General features: G+C 50.9%; 16 protein-coding genes. 3 read left to right on the top strand and 13 right to left on the bottom strand.

The annotated features are described in order from the left end of the window. Nucleotides 1-6 precede the first annotated feature (6 nt). The 3 genes from ACO0LC_RS01980 to ACO0LC_RS01970 form a co-directional block, all read right to left on the bottom strand. A complete protein-coding gene (locus tag ACO0LC_RS01980; RefSeq protein ID WP_423000096.1) occupies nt 7-771 on the bottom strand; it encodes a substrate-binding periplasmic protein in 765 nt (254 codons plus the stop codon). Nucleotides 772-1044: 273 nt separating this feature from the next. Beyond that, nucleotides 1045-1854: a LytR/AlgR family response regulator transcription factor gene (locus ACO0LC_RS01975; RefSeq protein ID WP_423000209.1), complete on the bottom strand. Its 810-nt coding sequence runs from the start codon at nt 1852-1854 to the stop codon at nt 1045-1047. A gap of 7 nt (nt 1855-1861) precedes the next feature. Then, complete coding sequence (locus ACO0LC_RS01970; RefSeq protein WP_423000094.1) at nt 1862-3025, bottom strand: sensor histidine kinase; 1164 nt, start codon at nt 3023-3025, stop codon at nt 1862-1864. Nucleotides 3026-3215: 190 nt separating this feature from the next. Between ACO0LC_RS01970 and ACO0LC_RS01965 the strand changes: the two genes are divergently transcribed. Beyond that, nucleotides 3216-5492, top strand: coding sequence for a DUF5916 domain-containing protein (locus tag ACO0LC_RS01965; protein ID WP_423000092.1), 2277 nt, complete (start codon nt 3216-3218; stop codon nt 5490-5492). Nucleotides 5493-5548: 56 nt separating this feature from the next. Here ACO0LC_RS01965 and ACO0LC_RS01960 read toward each other — a convergent pair whose 3' ends face one another. The 9 genes from ACO0LC_RS01960 to ACO0LC_RS01920 form a co-directional block, all read right to left on the bottom strand. After that, entirely contained in the window at nt 5549-10861 is a 5313-nt protein-coding gene (locus ACO0LC_RS01960; RefSeq protein ID WP_423000090.1) for a DNA repair ATPase, read from the bottom strand. Between the two features lie 108 nt (nt 10862-10969). Next, the gene (locus ACO0LC_RS01955) at nt 10970-13159 is read right to left on the bottom strand and encodes a hypothetical protein (RefSeq protein ID WP_423000088.1); all 2190 of its coding nucleotides are present in this window, start codon (nt 13157-13159) and stop codon (nt 10970-10972) included. Between the two features lie 44 nt (nt 13160-13203). Then, nucleotides 13204-13884 (bottom strand): ubiquinone biosynthesis protein, encoded by a 681-nt coding sequence (locus tag ACO0LC_RS01950; protein ID WP_423000086.1) that lies wholly within the window; start codon nt 13882-13884, stop codon nt 13204-13206. Nucleotides 13885-13977: 93 nt separating this feature from the next. Further along, nucleotides 13978-14292 (bottom strand): hypothetical protein, encoded by a 315-nt coding sequence (locus ACO0LC_RS01945; RefSeq protein ID WP_423000084.1) that lies wholly within the window; start codon nt 14290-14292, stop codon nt 13978-13980. Between the two features lie 25 nt (nt 14293-14317). Continuing rightward, nucleotides 14318-15055: a PspA/IM30 family protein gene (locus ACO0LC_RS01940; RefSeq protein ID WP_423000082.1), complete on the bottom strand. Its 738-nt coding sequence runs from the start codon at nt 15053-15055 to the stop codon at nt 14318-14320. Between the two features lie 10 nt (nt 15056-15065). Beyond that, the gene (locus ACO0LC_RS01935) at nt 15066-15494 is read right to left on the bottom strand and encodes a DUF2170 family protein (protein ID WP_423000080.1); all 429 of its coding nucleotides are present in this window, start codon (nt 15492-15494) and stop codon (nt 15066-15068) included. A 178-nt stretch (nt 15495-15672) separates the two neighbouring features. Further along, complete coding sequence (locus ACO0LC_RS01930; RefSeq protein ID WP_423000078.1) at nt 15673-16536, bottom strand: M23 family metallopeptidase; 864 nt, start codon at nt 16534-16536, stop codon at nt 15673-15675. Between the two features lie 91 nt (nt 16537-16627). Further along, a complete protein-coding gene (locus ACO0LC_RS01925) occupies nt 16628-16855 on the bottom strand; it encodes a hypothetical protein (protein WP_423000076.1) in 228 nt (75 codons plus the stop codon). Continuing rightward, on the bottom strand, nt 16855-17349 hold the full coding sequence (locus tag ACO0LC_RS01920) for a low molecular weight protein-tyrosine-phosphatase (RefSeq protein ID WP_423000074.1): 495 nt from the start codon (nt 17347-17349) through the stop codon (nt 16855-16857). Before ACO0LC_RS01920 ends, ACO0LC_RS01925 begins: the two co-directional genes overlap by 1 nt. 163 nt (nt 17350-17512) lie before the next feature. Here ACO0LC_RS01920 and ACO0LC_RS01915 point away from each other — a divergent pair, with 163 nt between their 5' ends. After that, complete coding sequence (locus ACO0LC_RS01915; protein ID WP_423000072.1) at nt 17513-18061, top strand: GNAT family N-acetyltransferase; 549 nt, start codon at nt 17513-17515, stop codon at nt 18059-18061. 5 nt (nt 18062-18066) lie between these two features. Here the strand turns inward: ACO0LC_RS01915 and ACO0LC_RS01910 are convergent, their stop codons facing one another. Next, nucleotides 18067-18333 (bottom strand): hypothetical protein, encoded by a 267-nt coding sequence (locus ACO0LC_RS01910; protein ID WP_423000070.1) that lies wholly within the window; start codon nt 18331-18333, stop codon nt 18067-18069. 41 nt (nt 18334-18374) lie between these two features. On the opposite strand from ACO0LC_RS01910, the gene ACO0LC_RS01905 reads away from it, so the two are divergent. Further along, complete coding sequence (locus ACO0LC_RS01905; protein ID WP_423000068.1) at nt 18375-19883, top strand: tetratricopeptide repeat protein; 1509 nt, start codon at nt 18375-18377, stop codon at nt 19881-19883.

Here is a 19883-nt window from a genome sequence, read left to right as displayed (position 1 = left end):
AATGACTTATTTTTTGTCGAAGATGGACGACTCAATCGCCAGCTTCTTTCTGCTCTGCTCATACAAGTCCTTTTCTTTGACAAGGAATTCGTTGAATTCCTGTATCACCTGCGGATGCTTGGTCGAGGAAAGATAATAATAATCCTTGGTGTGTGGCAGGTCCGGATCAAAAACGAGTGCGTCTGGCTGATGCAGGATTTCCCTCAACTGATAGCGCGCCACCTCTATATTGATATAAGCGCCATCAACCCGTTTTAACATGGTCTGTTTTAATAATGAAATGAAACTGTCATTCTCAAAAACCGTGACTTCCTTGTTCTTGATGGCGTCCAGGTAATTCCAGGGCGTAAAACCCGTCATGGTCCCCAACACCTGCAAGTGTTTCTTGCCGCGCCCCTTGTTGCCTGGCAAAACTACCACGCCATCGATAAAAGGCATCACAGGCTTGCTATAGTAAATTTTGACACCTGTCCTTAATTGCGCTTCCCAATAAACATTGTCAGGATACTGGAAATCGAGACCACTACCATGCAGATGCTCGAGAAACAGGCGATTGAGGGGCAGGATTTTGTATTCAAATTTATATCCTTTGCTTTTAGCAAAAGCATCCAGCAATTCCCGCGCAAAGCCTATATATTGGCCGTCCTTGTGCGAATATTGTGGATAGTATTCGAGATCTTCTACACCGATGACGTACACTTTCTGGGCAAATCCGACATTCATCCATCCCAGTAAAAGCAGGCTAAGCAGCCACGCAATCGATGATCGCATATAAACCCCCTATGTATTACCTGACAAGTAATAAAAATGTGCTTCTTTGCCCTGCACTGCATGGATAGTGAAAATATATATCCTTCAGGATATACCATGGCTAGCAAAGCAATAGCAGGAATTGCCTGCCAATATGCAACAATTGAAAACTATGTGGGCAATTTGCCCACGCAGCGTGGGGCTATCGTTTTAATATTGCCCAGGAAGTTGAGAGAATTTACACAAATGCCGGGCTTGAGAAGCTCGTCTTCCCCCTCTTGGCGTAATGGCATCTTAAGGTGATTTTTTCTGACATTCGTGCAAAGCTTGTCTGACGTTTGCAACATAGCTCTTGCTCACCTGCACTTCATCGCCACAGCGCAAGCTCAGTTGATAACTGCCATTCCCCAGAACCAGTAAGTGGGCGCATTGATCTGTCCTGACAATGACGCTACGGTGTACCCGCAGGAATTGTTGTGGGTCCAGATATTCTTCCAGTTTGCTCAAGGGTACGCGATGCAATACCACGCGCTTGTCCAGATGTAGTTCGACATAATTGCCTGCTGCTGCCATCCAATATATTTGATCGAGCAAGATGCTTTCCATTTCACCTATGGAGCGCACCACGACCTGTCGTACATAAGTCCTGGTCTGCTGTCCAGGCTCTGGTTTCGTGGTATCGATGAAATGATTCAGCACCTGGGCATAGTCAGTCTGACGGGTATAGGCCAGCATTTCCCTGGCGCGCTCCAGAGTCTGCGCAAACCTGTCTGCCTTGAAAGGTTTGAGCAAATAATCAAGGGCATGCAGTTCAAAGGCATCGACAGCATGGGCATTGAAGGCTGTCACAAAGATAATCAGTGGTGGCCTGGCTAGCGTCGCCAGGGTACGTGCCAGTTCCAGGCCGCTTTCCTTGGGCATTTGTATATCGAGGAACACAACATCAACTACATGAGCAGCCAGGAACTCGCGGGCACTGGCTGCATTTCTGAATTCGGCCAGTACTTGCCATTCTGCATGCTTGCTCAATGCATAGCGCAGAGTGGTGCGGGCATGTTCTTCATCGTCGACGATGATGCAACTTGGTTTATCCGGACTTGCCATATCCACGCTAATCGCCAATAGACTGTTTCATGGGCAAGCGTATGCAAACCTGGAAACGGCGATTGTCAAGCCCGGTCTGCAAGGATGCCGCATCGCCATAAGCCAGTTGCAGGCGTGCTGCCGTATTACGCAAACCCAGACCTGCGCCGGGATTGGCCACGGCTTCGGCATGTACAGGATTACTGATACAAATCAGCAATTGCCCACCTTCGCGGGTAAACCGACACAGGATATCGCTGGCGTCTTCATGGCAATCAAGATCGTGGCGCAAGGCATTTTCTATCAAAGGCTGCAATAATAGCGGCGGACACTCACACTGAGCCAGTTCATCATCGATACCTTCCAGACTGATGTGCAGGCGCTCACCATAGCGTAATCTTTGCAGGGCCAGATAGTCTTGCACAAAAACCAGTTCTTCTGCCAGCCTGACCCATGGCTTGTCACCGGCAGCCAGGGCATAGCGCAATAGTTCACTCAAGCCATGGATGCCATGCAGGGCTACGTCCTTGCTATCAGAAATCACCAGGGCACTGATGGCATTGAGGGCATTGAACATGAAATGCGGTTCCAGCTGTGCCCGCAAGGCCAGGGATTTTTGCTGTTCCAGCTCCAGCCGCAAGGCCAGGGAGTCCGCTCTTTCTTGCGCCCAGGCACGGCCTCTTTCCTGGCTTTGCTGCCAGATCTTGATGGCAACTACGGCAAAATAAACAGCACTGATGGAAGACAGGCGCAACAGCGCCGCCAGCTTGTCAAAGACCTGCAACTCTGTCTCAATCTGCCCCCAGTTGATATCATGCGGGCCATCCAGGGTAAACAATTTACCCACATAGAGTAGCTGTCCTGGTAACACGATCAGTAACAGCAAGACATAGCCAAAAGCGATGTGCCGGGTACTGCTGAAGAACCAGGGCCAGCGCGTAAAAATATAGGTCAGGATATAACTAAGGACAGCCAGGGCAATGGCGCTGCTGCCCCAGCTCAGAAAAATCAGCCAGAAGTCGCCCTGGTTACCTTCACGCAAATCATCATTGAGTGAAGTCAGTGCACCGATCAGGCTGAGCGTACTCCAGATAAATACATTCAATAGCAATACCTTCACCGCTGCCTGCCAGTTCTGCGGTGCAGCTGGCGGCAGGTTGCTCGGCGATGTAGGCAGGCTGATGGAATTCATGACTTGCAGTATAGCAGCGCCTCAGCCTGAAATTTTCTGTGCAAAGAATTTTCGTCACGGCGGAAATCAGTTTCATCACTCATGACTACAAAGCAGCCAGGTGCAGGCTCAGAATCCGCCATTCGCAGCGATCTTGCCAGCAAATTTTGTTGGTAATTTTTTATCCGCTTGCCAAGCCCAGGAGCTAATCATGCAAACCCAGATCATCCACCAGCATCGCCCTATAGATAGGGTGAAACTTATTTGTATTTTATTATTGGCAATCTTACTGGCTGCCCATATACCCGCTGCCATGTCCATGGATAATTTACAAATTCCACGTGCCAGCAAACCACCGGTATTGGCTGACTATATTGCTGGCGTTCCGGCCAGCGCGGGAGTAGAAATTTCTGACTTCCGGCAAAAAACACCGGGAGATGGCATACCGGCATCCAAACCTACCAAGGCGTATTTATCTTATGATGACAGTCATTTTTATGCCGTGTTTGTCGCCAAGGACGATCCAGCCCTGGTCAAGGCACGCATGGCTAAACGCCAGGATTTCCTGGGGGATGATTACGTCATCCTGGAGCTTGATACCTTCCATGACAAACAGCGTTCCTTCGTCTTTTTTATCAATCCCTATGGCGTACAACTGGATGCCAAGCGTACCGAGGGTCTGGAAACCGATTTTGATTTTGAAACCCAATGGCAGTCCGATGGCCAGTTGACCAGTGATGGCTATGTCGCCATGATGGCCATCCCCTTCAAGAGCCTGCGCTTCAGGAGCACGCCCGTGCAGGAGTGGGGAATCGCCGTGGGTCGCCTGATCGCCCGTCTGAATGAATCCTCTTACTGGCCTTATATCACGCGCCGGGAAGCTGGCTTTGTGCCGCAAATGGCAACAGCAGAAATTCGTGAAAAAATTACACCGGGACGTAATCTCCAGCTTGACCCTTATGTGTATCTGGGGAATAGCCGCATCCTGGACCGTGACAGTGCCAGTGCCAGTACCCCATTCTGGAAGAAAGAACGCAAGATCAATAGCGGGCTCGATGCCAAGTGGGTCTTGTCCGAGGCAATAGCCCTGGACATGACCATCAAGCCTGACTTCAGCGAAGTCGAATCCGATGAACCGCAAGTTGTCATCGATAAACGCTATGAAATCCTGTTCCCGGAAAAACGCCCTTTCTTCCTGGAAAATTCCGGTTTTTTCCAGACACCACAAGCGCTGTTTTTTTCACGTCGCATCAGCGAGCCTACCTATGGACTCAGACTGACCGGACGTGAAGAACACTGGGCCTTTGGCGGCTTGCTGATGAACGATAAGGCCCCCGGTCAATTGCTGGAACCCGGACACAAGGATTTTGGCAAGGATGCGCGCATCACGGTCTTGCGCGCACAAAATGATTTCGCTGCCGGTTCCAATATGGGTGGCATGTTGACCCAGCGCAGCCTGGGTGGCATTTCCAATACCGTCGCTGGCATGGACATGCTATATCAATGGGATGAAAACTGGGTGATCACCACCCAGCTGGCAGCTAGCAAAACCACGAATGCAAATCTGCAACAAAGCCATGGCAGCCTGGCCTATGCCGAATTCAAACGGGCTGACAAGAATTTCAATTACTCAGGGAAATTGCTGGATATCACGCGCGATTTTGATACCACACTGGCATTCTTGCCACGCACCGATATACGCCAGACTACCCAGACTGCCAGCTACTTATGGGACGTCGACGAGCATGCCTGGCTGCAAAGCCATGGCCCGCAAATCACTGCCATTGCCACCCGCGATCACCAGAACGTCTTGCAAGACTGGTCACTCGATAGTGCCTATGTCGTCAATGGCATAGGCAGTACCACACTGGAAGCCCATCTGCTGAATGCCTATGAACGTTTTGAGGGAGGACAATTCCGCAAAAATGGTTACCTGTTATCTGCCACCTCAGACTGGTTGAGCTGGCTGACCCTGGACGTTAAAGTCGGCCAGAATGAAGTCATCAATTACCTGCCTGCATCTGGTCAAGCCGCCCAACTGGGCAATGCCAGAAGCATCGCAACAGTCCTGACAGCCAAGCCCAGCACGCATATGCGGATAGAACAAACCCTGCTATGGAATGACTTGCGCCTGCAAAACAAGCAGGCCGGGCAAAACCGCGGCGACATGATTTATCGCGACCTGCTGTCACGCACTCGCTTCAGTTACCAGCACAACCGCTATCTCGGCCTGCGCCTGATACTGGACTACGACTTCCTGAAGGCAAACCCGCAACTGACACGCCTGGAAGCGGGCAAGCACTTGAATTCGGATTTCCAGCTCAGTTATGTACTGAGTCCGGGCACAACTTTTTACGCCGGTTTTAGTGACAGACAAGAAAATCTAAGACTGCTGGGTAATCCTCCCTACCTGCAAAACACAGAAAATCTGGATTTGCATACAGGCAGGAGAGTTTTCATGAAATTCAATTACTTGTTTCAGTTATAAAACCAAGGCCGCACTGACTATCAGTGCGGCAAGCAGCTCCGCCTGTATCACCGTTTTCAAGAGTCATCCGCTACAGATTTGGCATCTGTCTCTTTTTTTCTTTTCTCTCCATGACGCACTGGAATCAGATGTTTTTCCAGGTCATGCAGGCTAGTGGACATTTCCCGCACTTTATCCCAAATACTATGATCCAGACGCATTTTATGATTCATGGCGCTAATGATGGGCAAGAGAGTCTGCTCATAATTTTCTGCCAATCGCTTTAGTGTGTTTTGCAAGACTTCCTGGTCCGGCATATTGATATGCAAGTCAGCCGGCCGTTTCTGTCCCAGGGCGGCAATCTGCTGGCTGATATCAGCCAGCAGATTGGCAAGCTTGGTGGCACCATCGGCATCTGCGCCACCCTGTTTTCGCAAACGGCTAAATTCATGCAACAGATCTTGCCAGCGTGCCTGCTCTTCTGGCTGAGGCTGACCTAGCAGATGCGCCAGCTTCAAAAGATTTTCTTCAGCACCAGTGGTCAGGGTCTGTGCCTCGCCACGGTAATGGTCACGCAATAAAAGATCCAGCTCATCATCATGCATCAATGCCGATATTTTTGGCGTCAGCTTGCTCATATTGCGGTAACTACCTTGCAGCTTGAAGGCAGGTTCGGTGCGGAAATGATCATCTTGCGAGGCAGAAGCGATGTAAGCCTGGTTCACTTTCAGCAAGGCATCACGGAGCTTGAAAAGTCGTTGCAAAAGCGCGCAAATTTCTGTGATTTCTTGCTGGCTGTAGACATGCTTCAAATCGCTGGACGGCAGGGGTTCACCCTGCGCCATCCTGATCAGTTGGTAGGTATCTTGCGGGTCGCGGGTACTCAATAAATGCAACGCCGGGTGTGATACCAGGGCATTTTCTATATACGACAGAGCAAAGGCATTCTCCTTGCCACTCAGCACATCACCCAGATTATAAATATCGGCACGGTTTGCCAACATATCGGGAATTTTGAACATCTCGCCCGATTCGGTGTAAGGGTTACCAGCCATGACGATGGCAAAGCGCTTGCCGCGCAAGTCATAACTCTGGCTGGCACCACGCCATACTCCCTCTATGCGGCGCGTACCATCAGCCAGGGCAATGAATTTTTGCAAGAACTCAGGATGGGTATGCTGGATATCATCCAGATACAGCATCACATTATTGCCCATCGCCAGACCAAGATTGAGTTTCTCCAATTCCATGCGGGCAGCACTGCTGCCGGCTTGAGCAGGGTCGAGCGAAGTAACATTGTGGCCCAGCACTGGACAATTGATGCGGACAAAGATCATTCCCAGTCTGTCGCCCAGATATTCCATCAGTGTAGTCTTGCCATAACCCGGAGGCGAAATCAGCAAGAGCATGCCCATGGAATCAGTGCGCCTTTGCGCCCCGGCGGCACCTATCTGCTTGGCGAGATTATCACCCACCATGGGCAGGTAAACTTCATCAATCAGGCGATTGCGGACAAAACTGGACAAGGGCTTAGCCTGGAATTGTTCCAGATGCAGGCGTGCTTTTTCTTCCTGTACCAGTTGCAAGCGCAAGGTCTGTAATTCCTGATAGGCAGGAACGATGAGCTTGACATGGTGCGAGAGCCGACGCATGTAGTCATTGAGCTGCAGATTCAGGACCGGGCTCTTGTCTTGCGCATCCGCTGGTGTAGTGACAAGCGCATGTTCTCCAAGCATACCGCTGACCTGCACCTGCAAATCTGCAGAATGTATGCGACGTGGCAAATTACACAGCAAGGCAGCGCTAACTTCTGGCAAAAGACTCTGGTCCAGTTGCTGATGCGTGATATAACCGTGCACCCATTCACTGGCGAGTTGCCAGCGTGCATTCAAGCCCAGCGTCTGTTCTTGCCATGGCAAGGGGATGGCATTCCTGCTCAGATGCTGCAAGATGCCCTGCATGACGTCGGCTGCAGCTCGGCTGCATACCCATTCGTGTGCTGTTGCACGTTTGACGCCGCCGGCATCCTGGCTGAGTTCATCGAGCAGGTAATTAGCAGCTTCTTCCATTAACATGGGTAAGGATTCTGTGCCTTGCTCCATGCAGTTGCTGAATTCCAGGTGCTGTTGTTGCACATACTTTTGCAGGGCTAGTTGCTGTTCAGTGGCAAGCTGGCGCAACAGGCGGCCATTGCCAAACTGCTTGCTCATCAGTTCAGCCTGTTCTGCCTGATGCTGCAAAGTCTGCGCTGCTGTTTGCAGGCTGGGTGTGCTACTCAAATGCTGCCAGTACAGCACAGCTACTGCTCTTGCCAGCGGCTTGTAGCGCAACAGCCCGGCATTCTCGACCATAGGAACCAGAGCGCGCAAGATGGCACTGGCATCATGATCATGCACACCTTTTTGATAGCCCTCCTGGAAACGTGCTGCGGCAAAGCGCCGTACCAGGGTATCGAGTGTTGCGGTATCAGTCTGCGCAGCAGCTTCCAGCAACTCTTGCCATTTGCCACTGCCTGCCTCGGCCCTTGAGCTCTCTATGATTTGAAAAGCCAGGTATTCGGCACGATAAACCTGCGGGGATTCTGACAATATTTCCTGTCCCCAGTAAGGACGTAATACTTCCAGGCGCTTATCGTCTACCGGGAAAAAATAATCAGTGCCACTGATGTGATAAGACAACTGGTCTTGCCTGGCGATAATGGTCAGATCCAGCAATTGCTGGTTGACAGTAAATGCATGCCGACCCAGGCGTATGGTATTGCCAGTCACCAGTTCACTGCGGTCACGCAGGGAACGTTGCGCTTGCTCACGCATATTCTTGAGTTGCCCAGCCAGGTCGTCGGCTGCTACCTGATTACCGAGCTTACGCAATTCTTCTATACTGGCCCTGAGTTTACTCAGTAAAGAATCCGAAGCAAAATAAGCCTCCATTTGCGCCTGCTCCTGAAACTGTGTCAGGCGCTTGGGGATGCCGGTCAAGATGCGGCGCGCTGCCTCCATGATGGCCTGGGCACGGCGCGAACGGGCATCATTCAGGATTTGCTTCTTGCCCTCAAAAGTTTCATATACCGATTCACGCTTGTGGGCGATTTCTGTCAGATATTCATCCTGCTCAGCAAAGCGCCCTTCCAGTTCCTCCAATTGCGCCAGCAAACGTGTCAACAATTCATCGCAACGCTCAGGTGTATCGGCCTGCTCCAACGCGCTGTCTACAGATTGCCCGAACAGTTTCAATTGTGCAGAAAATTCAGCAGCCGATTCACCTTGTGACAGCTGCTTACGGCGCAAACGGGCCTCTGCCCGCAATTTATTCAATTCAGCATAAATCCCGGATATGGTGTCCAGTATCCTGGTGCGCAAACTGGCGTCACCTACTGCCAGTGTTCCCAGCAACTCTGTCAAACCGTCGAGATTGTGTGCATGCTTGTCCAGCGCTTCGTAGATAGGTGCCAGCTCTGCTGTGGTTTGCAAGCCGCCCAACTGGTTGCTGTATTTGGCAACTTCTTCATGGATTTTTACAAAGGCATCGTCGCGTGACAAAAATTGCACAGTGCGCTCCGCCACTCGCCTTTCTTCTGTTGCCAGTTCATCGTCCAGCGCATGCAGGCGTGCGACGTCCATATAGCGCTGCTCTTTAAGCCCGGTCAATTGCCCGCGCAGCAAGCGTATCTGATCCAGCGCGGCGATGAAATCGCCCGGCGCATGCCATAAACGGCTGGCGGTTTCAGTCAGCAACTGCTTTTGTGCAAACTCGGTTTGCTGCAAGGTTTTTCTGGCCTGGCTTTGTATCGCGGCAACCTTGTCAAATTCATCCAGAGTGGCACGTGCCACTTCTATCAGGTTTTGTGCATCCGTGCCGATTTGCCTGGCTTGTTCTGCACTAAGCCAGTAATAGGTATCGATCAGATGTCTGGCTTGTTTGGCGATGGCTTCATAGACAAAACGGCTGGGCAAACGGGTACTGCTGATCTCGTCCTGCTCGCGCACTGACTTGGCCAGCGAATACAGTTCAGACAAACCGCGCACCAGTTCGCGATTGCCTATCTTGCCAAAGAAGCTCTGACGCGGTGCCTGCCTGGCAGCATGATCGTCACTGAGGAAAGGCGTCTGCCATAGTTGCATCGCATGATTGCGGGTAGGCTCTTCACTCTCGGCAGTAAACAGCATCATGCGCCCGTCACCATAGCGGGCATAACCCTGGGCCAACAGAGGTTGTTCCAGTGATTTGTTAATGAGGTTATAAGTCAGCAAGACATAGATGCCAGGCTCGACACCATAAAACACATACAAGACGTCTTCACCATTTGGTGACAGTATGCGGCGCTTGAATTGCAAATCAGTCGGCAAGTCACTGAACAGGCGATGCTCGCCACTTTGCAGTATATAACCTCCGGGGAAAACGATGCCGTGGTCTTCTGGCAATTGCACGCAGGAGGTGCCTATGGCATCCACCCTCATGACTTGCTGGGTGCGGCGTACATAGACCAGGAAACGGCTTTGGTTTTCGCGATACGGCTTTACCCGTAGCAATATCAATTCACCTACTGCTGCATAGGCGATTTCAGCGTCATTCAAGGATTGATTGGCATCCTCAACTGGTTCGGCATAAATACCCAGGCCCGTATCGGTATTATTTTCTATCTTGACCGTCAGGTCACCACCTATGGATTCGACAAACAGGGTATCGAGGATATTGACGTGAGAATGCTTGCCTATGACATGCTGTTCACGGGTGGCCAGCACCCATTCAAAATCATGGGCTGGTGGCAGGGCGACATCTCTTTCACCCCGATTATCGATATAGCTGACTGTGCCATCATCTTTTATCTGCCAGCGAAACACGCGGATATCCGATATGCGTTCGCCTATCTTGAAGGCAGCCAGCAATTTGCCCTGATGCACCCGCAATTGCACTAGCTGGGCATTTTTATAATAGCTGTAGAGCTCCCTGAATTCGTTCAGGAAACGTGTATCGCTGAGGAAGGTATCTTCCAGCTTCACAGGTTCCAGCTCATGTTGTCCACTGCTATTATCCAGGCGATACAGGGAAAAAACATCGGCAACCCGCGTCTCTTGACGCAAGCCTATAAAGACGTTGTAACCCAGCACCAGTATGTCACCGACCAGGACCAGGTCGCGCGACACGCAATTGTTTTCCGTGCGGGCGCGGGTACGGGCCAGCAGGCTCATCTCATCGCGGCCAAACTCTTCCAGTCTGGCGCTGTTGAGCAGGGCAGCCTTGTCGGATATCAGCTTGCCCTGATGATTGAGTCGCTGACGCAGTAAATCAAAACTACCAGAATGTTCAAGGGCTACGACTGGAGGATTTAGGTCGTCAGCTGAGGTACTGTTTGTATTGCTGGATGCGGCTTGCTCGGGCATTGCATTCATTGCTGGGTTTTCCGGTTATTTATCAGACAGCCTGTCAGCGACCGCGTTGATGCGAAGAGAAGTACAAAGCTGCACTTCTCCTCGGGAATGAAGTCATGCAAATCAGCCTTATGGCAAAACTTTTTCTGCTCCCTCAGCGCCTTTGCCCAGGCTGTTCATCAGCGTATGCAGGGCACTTTTTTGTTGCGCTGTCCCCTGAGTATTCACTCTGGTCAGGAAAGCAGACAAGGACAGGTTTTGCACTTCTGCAGACGAACCACCCAGTGCACCGACCAGGTCACGCAAATCGTGCACCATGTCGCGCTCACCACTGAGGTGATTTTTCAAACCTACCTGTAAGGTCTTGCTCTTCTGTATCGTGCCGTCTATACCCTTGCCTATCGCCAGGGCGTTAACGAAGCGCCCGAAATAATCACCCTCGCCACCAACGATATCGATATTGGCGTTTTGCAGTGCCTTGCCCAGCACTTCAGCCTGGTCTTTGGCAATATGGGTCTGCGCGTCCAGGCCTTTCATGATTTGCTGATTGGAGATTTCCAGTTGCATACGGAATTCTTCATGGGCACGGGTTTCATCACTCATGGCGGCCATGGCTTCAAATTTCTGACGCAAGCCTTTGGACTCTGCTTCAAAGCGGGTTTGTATGACGTGGGCTTCTGCATCACCATGAGTGACAGTGGCGCTGGCATCTGCTGTCTTGACGTTTGCCGCAGCCAGACCCATTTGCTCATGGCCCTGCGCCTCAGCCTGCATGTGCAAACGCAGAGATTCTGCATCTGCTGCGCCTTGCTTAGCAGTTGCTTCTGCACCGGCAATGCGGACATTGGCTTCTGCACGGCCCAGTTGCTCTTTACCCTTGGCTTCTGCTTCCATTTGCATGCGGGTTGATTCTGCCTGTGCTGCGCCCTGCTTCAGGATGGCTTCAGATGCCGCTATCCTGACTTTGGCGTCGGCCAGGCCAGGTGCTGCCAGTTCGGCTTCACGGCCCTCGGCTTCACGTTTCTTGGATTCAGCTGCCTTTTCGGCGACTTTCAATGCAGCATCTGCCAAAGTCAGGTCTTGTGCTGCCCTGTGCTTGGCAGAGCGTTCTTCTGCTTCTGCGGCCTTGACTGTCAGCACCATTTTTTCTTCAGCACTGGCTTCTGCCGTGATGACCACACTCTTCTTCTGACGGTCGGCTTCAGCGACCACGCGCACTTCCTTGATGGCTTCTTCCTGTTCTGCGACCGTGCGTTCGACCACGATGCGCTCACGAATGACATCTGCAATGGCTTTCTTTTGAATTTCTATGGCTTTCTCTTTTTCTATGGATTGCAGCGCCACCTCTCTTTCCCTGTCGACGATTTCCAGCTGACGGGCTCTGGTCACGCGCTCTTCTTCTATCGCTACAGCACGTTTGCGATTATTTTCTGCCACTTCTTTTTCACGCATGGTATTTTCTTGCTGCACCAATACGATCTGCTCAGACTGCAGGCGCGCCATTTCTGCTTTTGCATGCTCTTCAGCCTGAACTTTTTGTGTCTCGGCTTGTTCACGTGCGCGTACCGAACCTATCTCCCGGCCCTGACGTGATTCGGCATCACATTGCTGACGCTCAAGTTCAAGTATGGCTTCACGGGTTTCCACATTCTTTTTCTTGATGCGCATTTCTTCATCGCGCTTCAATTCATTGGTACGGATACTTTCTATCGCAGTCAGCTCGGTAATTTTCTTGATACCCTGGGCATCGAGGATATTGTGGGCATCCATTTTATCCAGTGAGGTTTGCTCGATATAATCTATCGCCGCATCTTCCAGCACATAACCAGACAGGTCATCACCAATCTGGCGGATGATTTCATCACGGAAGCGGTTACGTGCCTGATACAGATCGACAAAATCCATGGACTTGCCTACGGTTTTGAGCGCTTCTGCAAACTTGGCTGCAAACAGGCTTTCCAGCGTGTCCTGGTGCGAAGCACGTACGCAACCTACCGCTTGCGCCACCTTCAGCACATCTTGTGCAGTCTTATTGACGCGGATAAAGAAAGTGACCTTGATGTCAGCACGGATATTGTCCATGCAGATCAGGCCATCCTTGCCCATCCTGGCGATTTCTATGGTCTTCAGAGAAATCTCCATCAATTCTTTTTTATGGATGATGGGATAAACGATGCCACCGGTGAAGGTAACATCAGGCTCGGCCCTGAGGGTATTGATAATCATCGCATACCCTTGTTCTACTTTGTGATAGAACTTGGCAAACATCGCCAGTGCACCGAGTAACACAATAACGCCGAAGCCAATTGCGAGCAGCATGATGTCCATGAAATTCCTTGTTTGTCTTTTGGTAAAAGTTGATATTAAATCTGCTCTGTAAGAGCACTTACTTCGTACTGATGATTACTGTCGTTATAGGCGAGCACGACCGCTGCTGAATTCTTTTTCAAGGTATTCGGACTGCTTGCCCATACCCGGATATTGAGGGCAACACCATGATCCTCAATTTCAGCCCGGCCGAAATGCTCATTGACGCTTTCTGTCACGATGCGACAACTATGGCCGATGAGGCTATGGTTGTCCCTGGCGTAATGACGCACGAACAAATTGCGCATGGGTTTGATGAGGTTTGCAGAAATCGGTATCGACAAAGCAATTGCTGCCAGCAATGTCCCGCTACCAAGCAGCAATTGCAGCATGGCAGTTGGCACCTGGACTAGCAGGTATTGATGTACCAGGGCGGTGAACAGCCAGGTAAAGAAAATGAGCAGAGTGGCGACGATGGAAAAAGGTACACCACCCAAACCCATCGCTACCAGATACCCCGCCATCGTATGCAGGTCGGCACTGTCACCATCCGCATGGACATCATGATGGGCAATATCATGATGTCCCAGGTGCAAGTCATGGCCACCACCAGCATCGAGGTGATGACCAAAATCAACCAGGCCAAAGATGGAAAGCAGCCAGTACACCAAAAGCACACCCATCAGCACGCTTGGTATGGAGGTTGGAAAACTACTTAGCAACTGCCATATGTTCATGATTTTTATCCCTGTATATTTTTCTAGTTGGCCCTGGTACTAGCAGGTGCTACTGGCGGGGGCGATCGTAACAGGCTAAGTGTCATGCAAGGATTATTTTTTTGTAAAATTTATTAATTCCTGGTTCAGTCGTTCTTTGATACCGCGCTTGTCGTCCAGATCGAGGCCAAATCGCTCGGCCAGCATGGCATAGTCAGTATCACTCAAAGTTACAGTCAGTCGTGGCCTGACAGGCTTGCTGTTGTAGGGCAAGCCCAATATCAAACGTATCTGGTCTGACGGCGATAACTGGTTATCGAAGGCAGCACGGCGTACAGCTTCTATCACTTGTTTTTCAACATCGAACGCCACTTGCACAGCACGCAAAGCTGCATCTGAACTAGTCCAGCGTGTAGAAGTTTTGACCATATGATTACTCAACAATCTGTCTACATTAATTGACGGCTTCACCATTCGCAGGTTTGATACTCAGCTCTTGCCGGGCACTGAATTTCTCATGCAACCTGGCCAATACCTGCGCCTTCTGGTCCGGTATCTGGCCTATGCCTGCGGCTGCCAGTTTCTGGTCCAGCGCCTTGCCACCCAATTCATTTTCCAATTCATCCGCCGCATGCATTTGATCTGCCATATCCTGGTGACGTTGCTTGATGCGCTCCAGCGATTCTTTGGCGCTCAAGAGCTTGGAACCACTGGCACCCATGGTTTGGGAAATGGTGGCAGTCGCCTGGTAGACGCTTTCTGTGGTTTTTGCCATGGCGAGCTGGCGCTCATGTTCACGCAAGCTGGTTTCAGCATTGCGTATCATGTCCTTGAGTTTATTGATGTTTTCTGCAAACTCATGACGCGTAGAATGTTGCTCGCTAATGGCGATTTCCAGATTGGCCAATTTGCCTGCGACTTCTTCAGCCAGCGCCAGCTCATTCTTTTGCATGGCCTGCAAAGCCAGTTCTTCATAGCGTGCCAGCTCGGCTTGCAGACGTTCAATTTCCCTGCCAGTCTGCATTTCTTTTGCCATCACCGCAGTGAGATTCTGCTTGGCCTTAGCGACATGTGCCTTGGCTTCGACAATTTCCTGCTCATAAATACTGCTGGCATTCTGGTCAACGACACTTTGTCCTATTTCACGCAGATTGCCTCTGAGCATGGTCAGGATTTTTGAAAAGACAGCCATGATAGTCCCCTTATTTCAGATACTCAGTGAATACATCTAAAGCTTCAATCGCGTTATCAGCCAGCATGGCAACCTCGGTGGCGATGTCCACCACCGCGGCATCATGGGCCAGAGATCCATAAATGACATAGTGCTGACCTATGCGGCCAAAATTGGAAAGCGGGATAGAGATGTTCAAATCCATCATGGCTTCCAGCATTTCTGCCCGGCGTTCGGGCTTGATCTCTTCTTCTGTCCATAGATAGCAAATGCAGAGTACCTGGCTGGGGGATACAGTGACAAAAACTGGTAACTCGGCCTGGCTTTCTATGCTGATGCGCATAACCGGCACACCTTCAGGCTCGGTAACAGGCAATAAGCTGGCGCTGACGTCCACCAAACCCATACGCCCGGACAGTATATTTTCTATCCCTGACAAGCGCTTCATCAGCTCTTCCATACGGCTCCCTCATTTTTTGAGCAATTACAAAAAGGACACAAGACATATTATGTCGCATTGTAGGTGCACGACATAAAATGTCAAGGAAAGAAAGTGGAAATATTTTTATGTTTTTTACAAAATTTAAGTCAAGTACACCTGACAAGGGAGATTTGACCAGTCCCGCACCCGACTGAATTCAAGAAGCTGACAAGCAGCGTATGACAGCGTCGTCTACTGCCTTGCCATCAGGCAGGCATTCGCGCAGGGTCTTTCTGGTTTTGCTCTTGCTGGCATTGAGGGTTGGCGCATCAGGTATCAGCCAGCTTTGATAACGGGGCGTAAAGATGCCATCGTGGGAATTACGAAAATGGAATGGCAGGGAAATGATGGTGCCATTCTGATTAAGCTGTACATGGAAGTGCAGATGCGGCGTAGCGGAATAGCCGCTATTGCCGGATAAAGCCAGAACTTGGCCGGCCTGCACACGCATACCTGGCTGTACCTGGCTGGAGTTTTGCAGTAGATGGAAATAGTCTGCCCAACTGCCATCATCGTGCAAGATGCGTACATAATTGGCCATGTCTATATATTCTGGTTCAGCTTTGCCATTATCAGCAAACTGGCTGACCACTTCCACGACATGACCGGCACGTGCCGCCACCACAGCCGTACCCATGGGCATATTGATATCGACTGCATAGCGGGTGGCAACTGTCAGATGGGTAAACTGTGGCCCATCGGCTGCTTGCAAAATCTGGAAACCCTGATCTGCAATAAAAGGGATTTGATAACTGATATTTGCATCATGCCGGGCACTTGGGTCCCCTTGTACGAACTCGCTACGGTAATCGATGGTATAGCCAAATTGCGCGTTGGCGGCAGATATTTGCACCAATTCCATACTTTGTCCACCGGCCAGTTGTGCCTGTATGGGCCATTTTTTGCTCGAAGTCAGATTGCTGAAATTATTGAGTTGCAGTGTCACCGTCACTGGCATACGGCTATTATTGGTCGCTTGCAAAGTATTTGCATAGACCCCGCTGACAGTCTCTATTTTCACAAGATCATCGTGTGCCTGAACCGGCAGCAAAAAGTTGAGGAAAAGTCCCAGACAAAGCAGAAATATTTTGGGTAAGGGCATGATAAGCGTTTCAGCGCGACACACGCCAGATCGTGCGGCCACCTACAGTCACACTCTCCAGTTCACCAGCATGACGCATGTTTTCAAGCACGGACATCACCGCGGACAAGGGTAAAGTTTCACCTGGCCAGCTTATCCAGAAGTGGGCGATGCCTTCCGCCGTGTCGGCACTGTTGGGGCGGGCTTGCAGATAACTATGTATAGAATTTCTGATGAATTCCAGCTCTTGTGCCTGCATCAGCCTTCTCCCTTATTCAGCTCTTGCTGTATGCTCAGGACCAGGCCGCTACTGGCATCCTCTATATAATCGAGCACCAGATCAAAGCCATGCGGGCCACCATAATAAGGGTCGGGCACGATTTCGCTGTCACTCTGGCTGGCATAGTCCATCATGAGTTTCAGCTTATGCTGGTAGGCAGGTGGACAAGCTGCCTTCATCCTTGCCAGGTTCTCTTTGTCCATGGCGAGTAGCAAATCAAATTTTTCAAAGTCATCATCGCTGAGCTTGCGCGCTCTTTGCTGCGACAAATCAATGCCGCGACGGACCGCAAACTCTTGCGAACGCGGGTCGGGTGGCTCACCTATATGATAAGCATGGGTACCGGCAGAATCTATATGCAGGTCCAGGCCCGCGGCTAGTGCATGGCTGCGGAATACCCCTTCAGCACTGGGGGAACGGCAAATGTTGCCCATGCAGACAAATAGAATTGCCCTGGGAGTAGACTTTTTCATGAGGAAATCAGAAATTTCTTAATAGAAAGCTAAAAATACATATGCTCCTGACATGCTAACACGCAGTTTTGGTATCGGCAAAGCCAGATTCTGGCCTGAGAAAAACACATGTTATTATTTCAGAACTGAGTACACCAGCATTTTTCCTCTCACATAGACGCGTATGACAGAAAACATCTCAACTCCTACCCCAGCCATCCACTTTCGCCCGGCAGTTGACGCTGACGCTGAGATTATCGCTGCACTGGTGAATAGTGCCTACCGTGGTGACAGCAGCCGTCAGGGCTGGACTACCGAGGCTGATTTATTGCAGGGTTCACGCATACATGCGCCTGAAGTACGCGAGCTGATCGCGACACCGGGCTCGGTCATCCTGCTATGCCTGCAAGGCGAGGACATCATAGGTTGTGTCAATCTGGAAAAAACAGAGGATGCCGCTTACCTGGGCATGTTTGTGGTGCGCCCTGTGCTGCAAGGGAATGGCATAGGCAAGCACTTCATGCAAACTGCTGAGCAATATGCCCAGCAGCTCTGGGGCATACAAAAAATCTGGATGACAGTCATCAGCGTCAGACAAGAATTGATCGCCTATTATGAACGCCGCGGTTACGCACGCACTGGCCGCTTCAAGCCCTTCCCTACAGACAATGGCAAGGAAAAAATGTTGGTTGAAAACCTGCAGTTTGAAGAGATGGAAAAAATCCTGGGTTGAGCGGCTTATCTGGGTTTGGCGGGATAATAAATACTGGCGGCAATAGCAAGGCAAAAAGCGATGCCTACGCCATATAGCAGGCGCAGGTCGCTGCCTATGAAGTAAGGATAAAACATCAAGCCCACGGCCAGCCATTTGACTCGCTTATTGAGTTTTTTCCTGCCATAGTAAAACGCCGCCATCCCCAGCAAGCCAAAAGCAAAGGCAGCAATCAGGTAAGCCGGTGAGGGCAACAGGCTCCACAGTAATTCCCAGAGTTCTTGCTGGTCCATAACATCCATCCTTATTAGCATAGCCCTGATAGTACAGGAAAATGAACGCAATACAGATCAACAACATGCTGCAACAGGCAGTCGCACTACATCAGCAAGGCCAGCTGGATGCAGCAGAAGGGCTATACCAGCAAGTCTTGCAAACCCAGCCCAAGCATTTTGATGCCCAGCAATTGCTGGGAGTAATTGCCCGCCAGCGCGGTGATGCAGCACTGGCCGTCACTCGTCTGCGCCAGGCTATCGCTATCGATGCGCAACAAGCCATTGCCCATGGCAACCTGGGTGCAGCCTTGCAAGACCTGGGTTTGTCACAAGAGGCCCTGGCCAGTTATGACCTGGCCCTGCAATTGAAACCCGATTACACCCTGGCCTGGAATAATCGCGGCAATGCCTTGCACAGCCTGGGCAAGCCAGCTGCCGCCTTGCACAATTATGACAGGGCTTTGCAGCTTCAGCCACGTTATCCCCAGGCCTTGCTAAATCGCGGCATCTGCCTGCAAAGCATGGATGAACATGAAGCCGCCATGCAGGATTTTGAGGAAGCCCTGCAATTGAGTCCACAAGATGCCGCCACGCATTTCGCCCGCGCCTACAGCCTGCAATGCTTGCATCTGGAGGCAGAAGCAATCGCCGGATATGAGTCAGTGTTGAGCTGGCAGCCCAGACATGAGCAAGCCTGGTGCAATCGTGGCCTGTGCCTGCAAAAATTGCAGCAACTGCCCGCCGCGCTCGATAGTTTTGAACAGGCATTGAACATCAAACCCGGCTATGGCAAAGCCCATCTGCAACGCGCCCATGTCTTGCGCTTGATGGAGCAAAACGATGCTGCCATTACTGCTTATCAAGCGGCTGCCAGTCATTGCAGTGATGAGACCGAACTGGCACAAATCCATTATGCACTGGCAGCTTTGGGAATGAATGAAGCACCAGCGATTTCACCCCTGGCCTATGTGACAGATTTGTTTGATCAGTACGCTAGCCACTTTGACGAACATTTACTGGAAGTCTTGCATTATCAAGTACCCGCCTTGCTCAGCAAGGCCGTCAGTAAATATGTCAAACCAGGGATGGGCAATTACCTGGACCTGGGTTGTGGCACTGGTTTATGCGCGCCTTACCTGCGGGCACAGGCCAGTAAACTGACGGGCATAGATTTGTCGGAAAAAATGCTGGCCCAGGCCAGGCAAACTGGAAAATATGATGAGTTGCACTGTGCAGAAATAAGCGACTGGCTGGCACTGCAAGACCAGGACTTCGACCTCATCATTGCAGCGGATGTATTTGTCTATATCGGTGATCTGGCGCCGGTATTTGCGGCGGCCAGTCGCGTCATACAAACCGGCAGCGTGCTGGGATTTTCTGTTGAAGTGGCAGACGGCAGTGCAGATTATATTTTGCAGCCATCGCAACGCTATGCACATAAGCTGGCTTATCTTCAGCACCTGGCAGAATTACATGGCTTTGCCATCGTCGAAGCCAGCCAGGAAACTGCGCGCCAGGATAAAGGCCAGGATATACTCGCCCATCTCCTGGTCATGCGGCGACTATAA

This window comes from Undibacterium sp. JH2W (genome assembly GCF_049340425.1).
In the GTDB taxonomy this organism is placed as follows: Bacteria; Pseudomonadota; Gammaproteobacteria; order Burkholderiales; family Burkholderiaceae_D; genus Undibacterium.
Note: the sequence above shows the minus strand (reverse complement) of the source record. Positions and strands in the feature narration are given on the sequence as shown.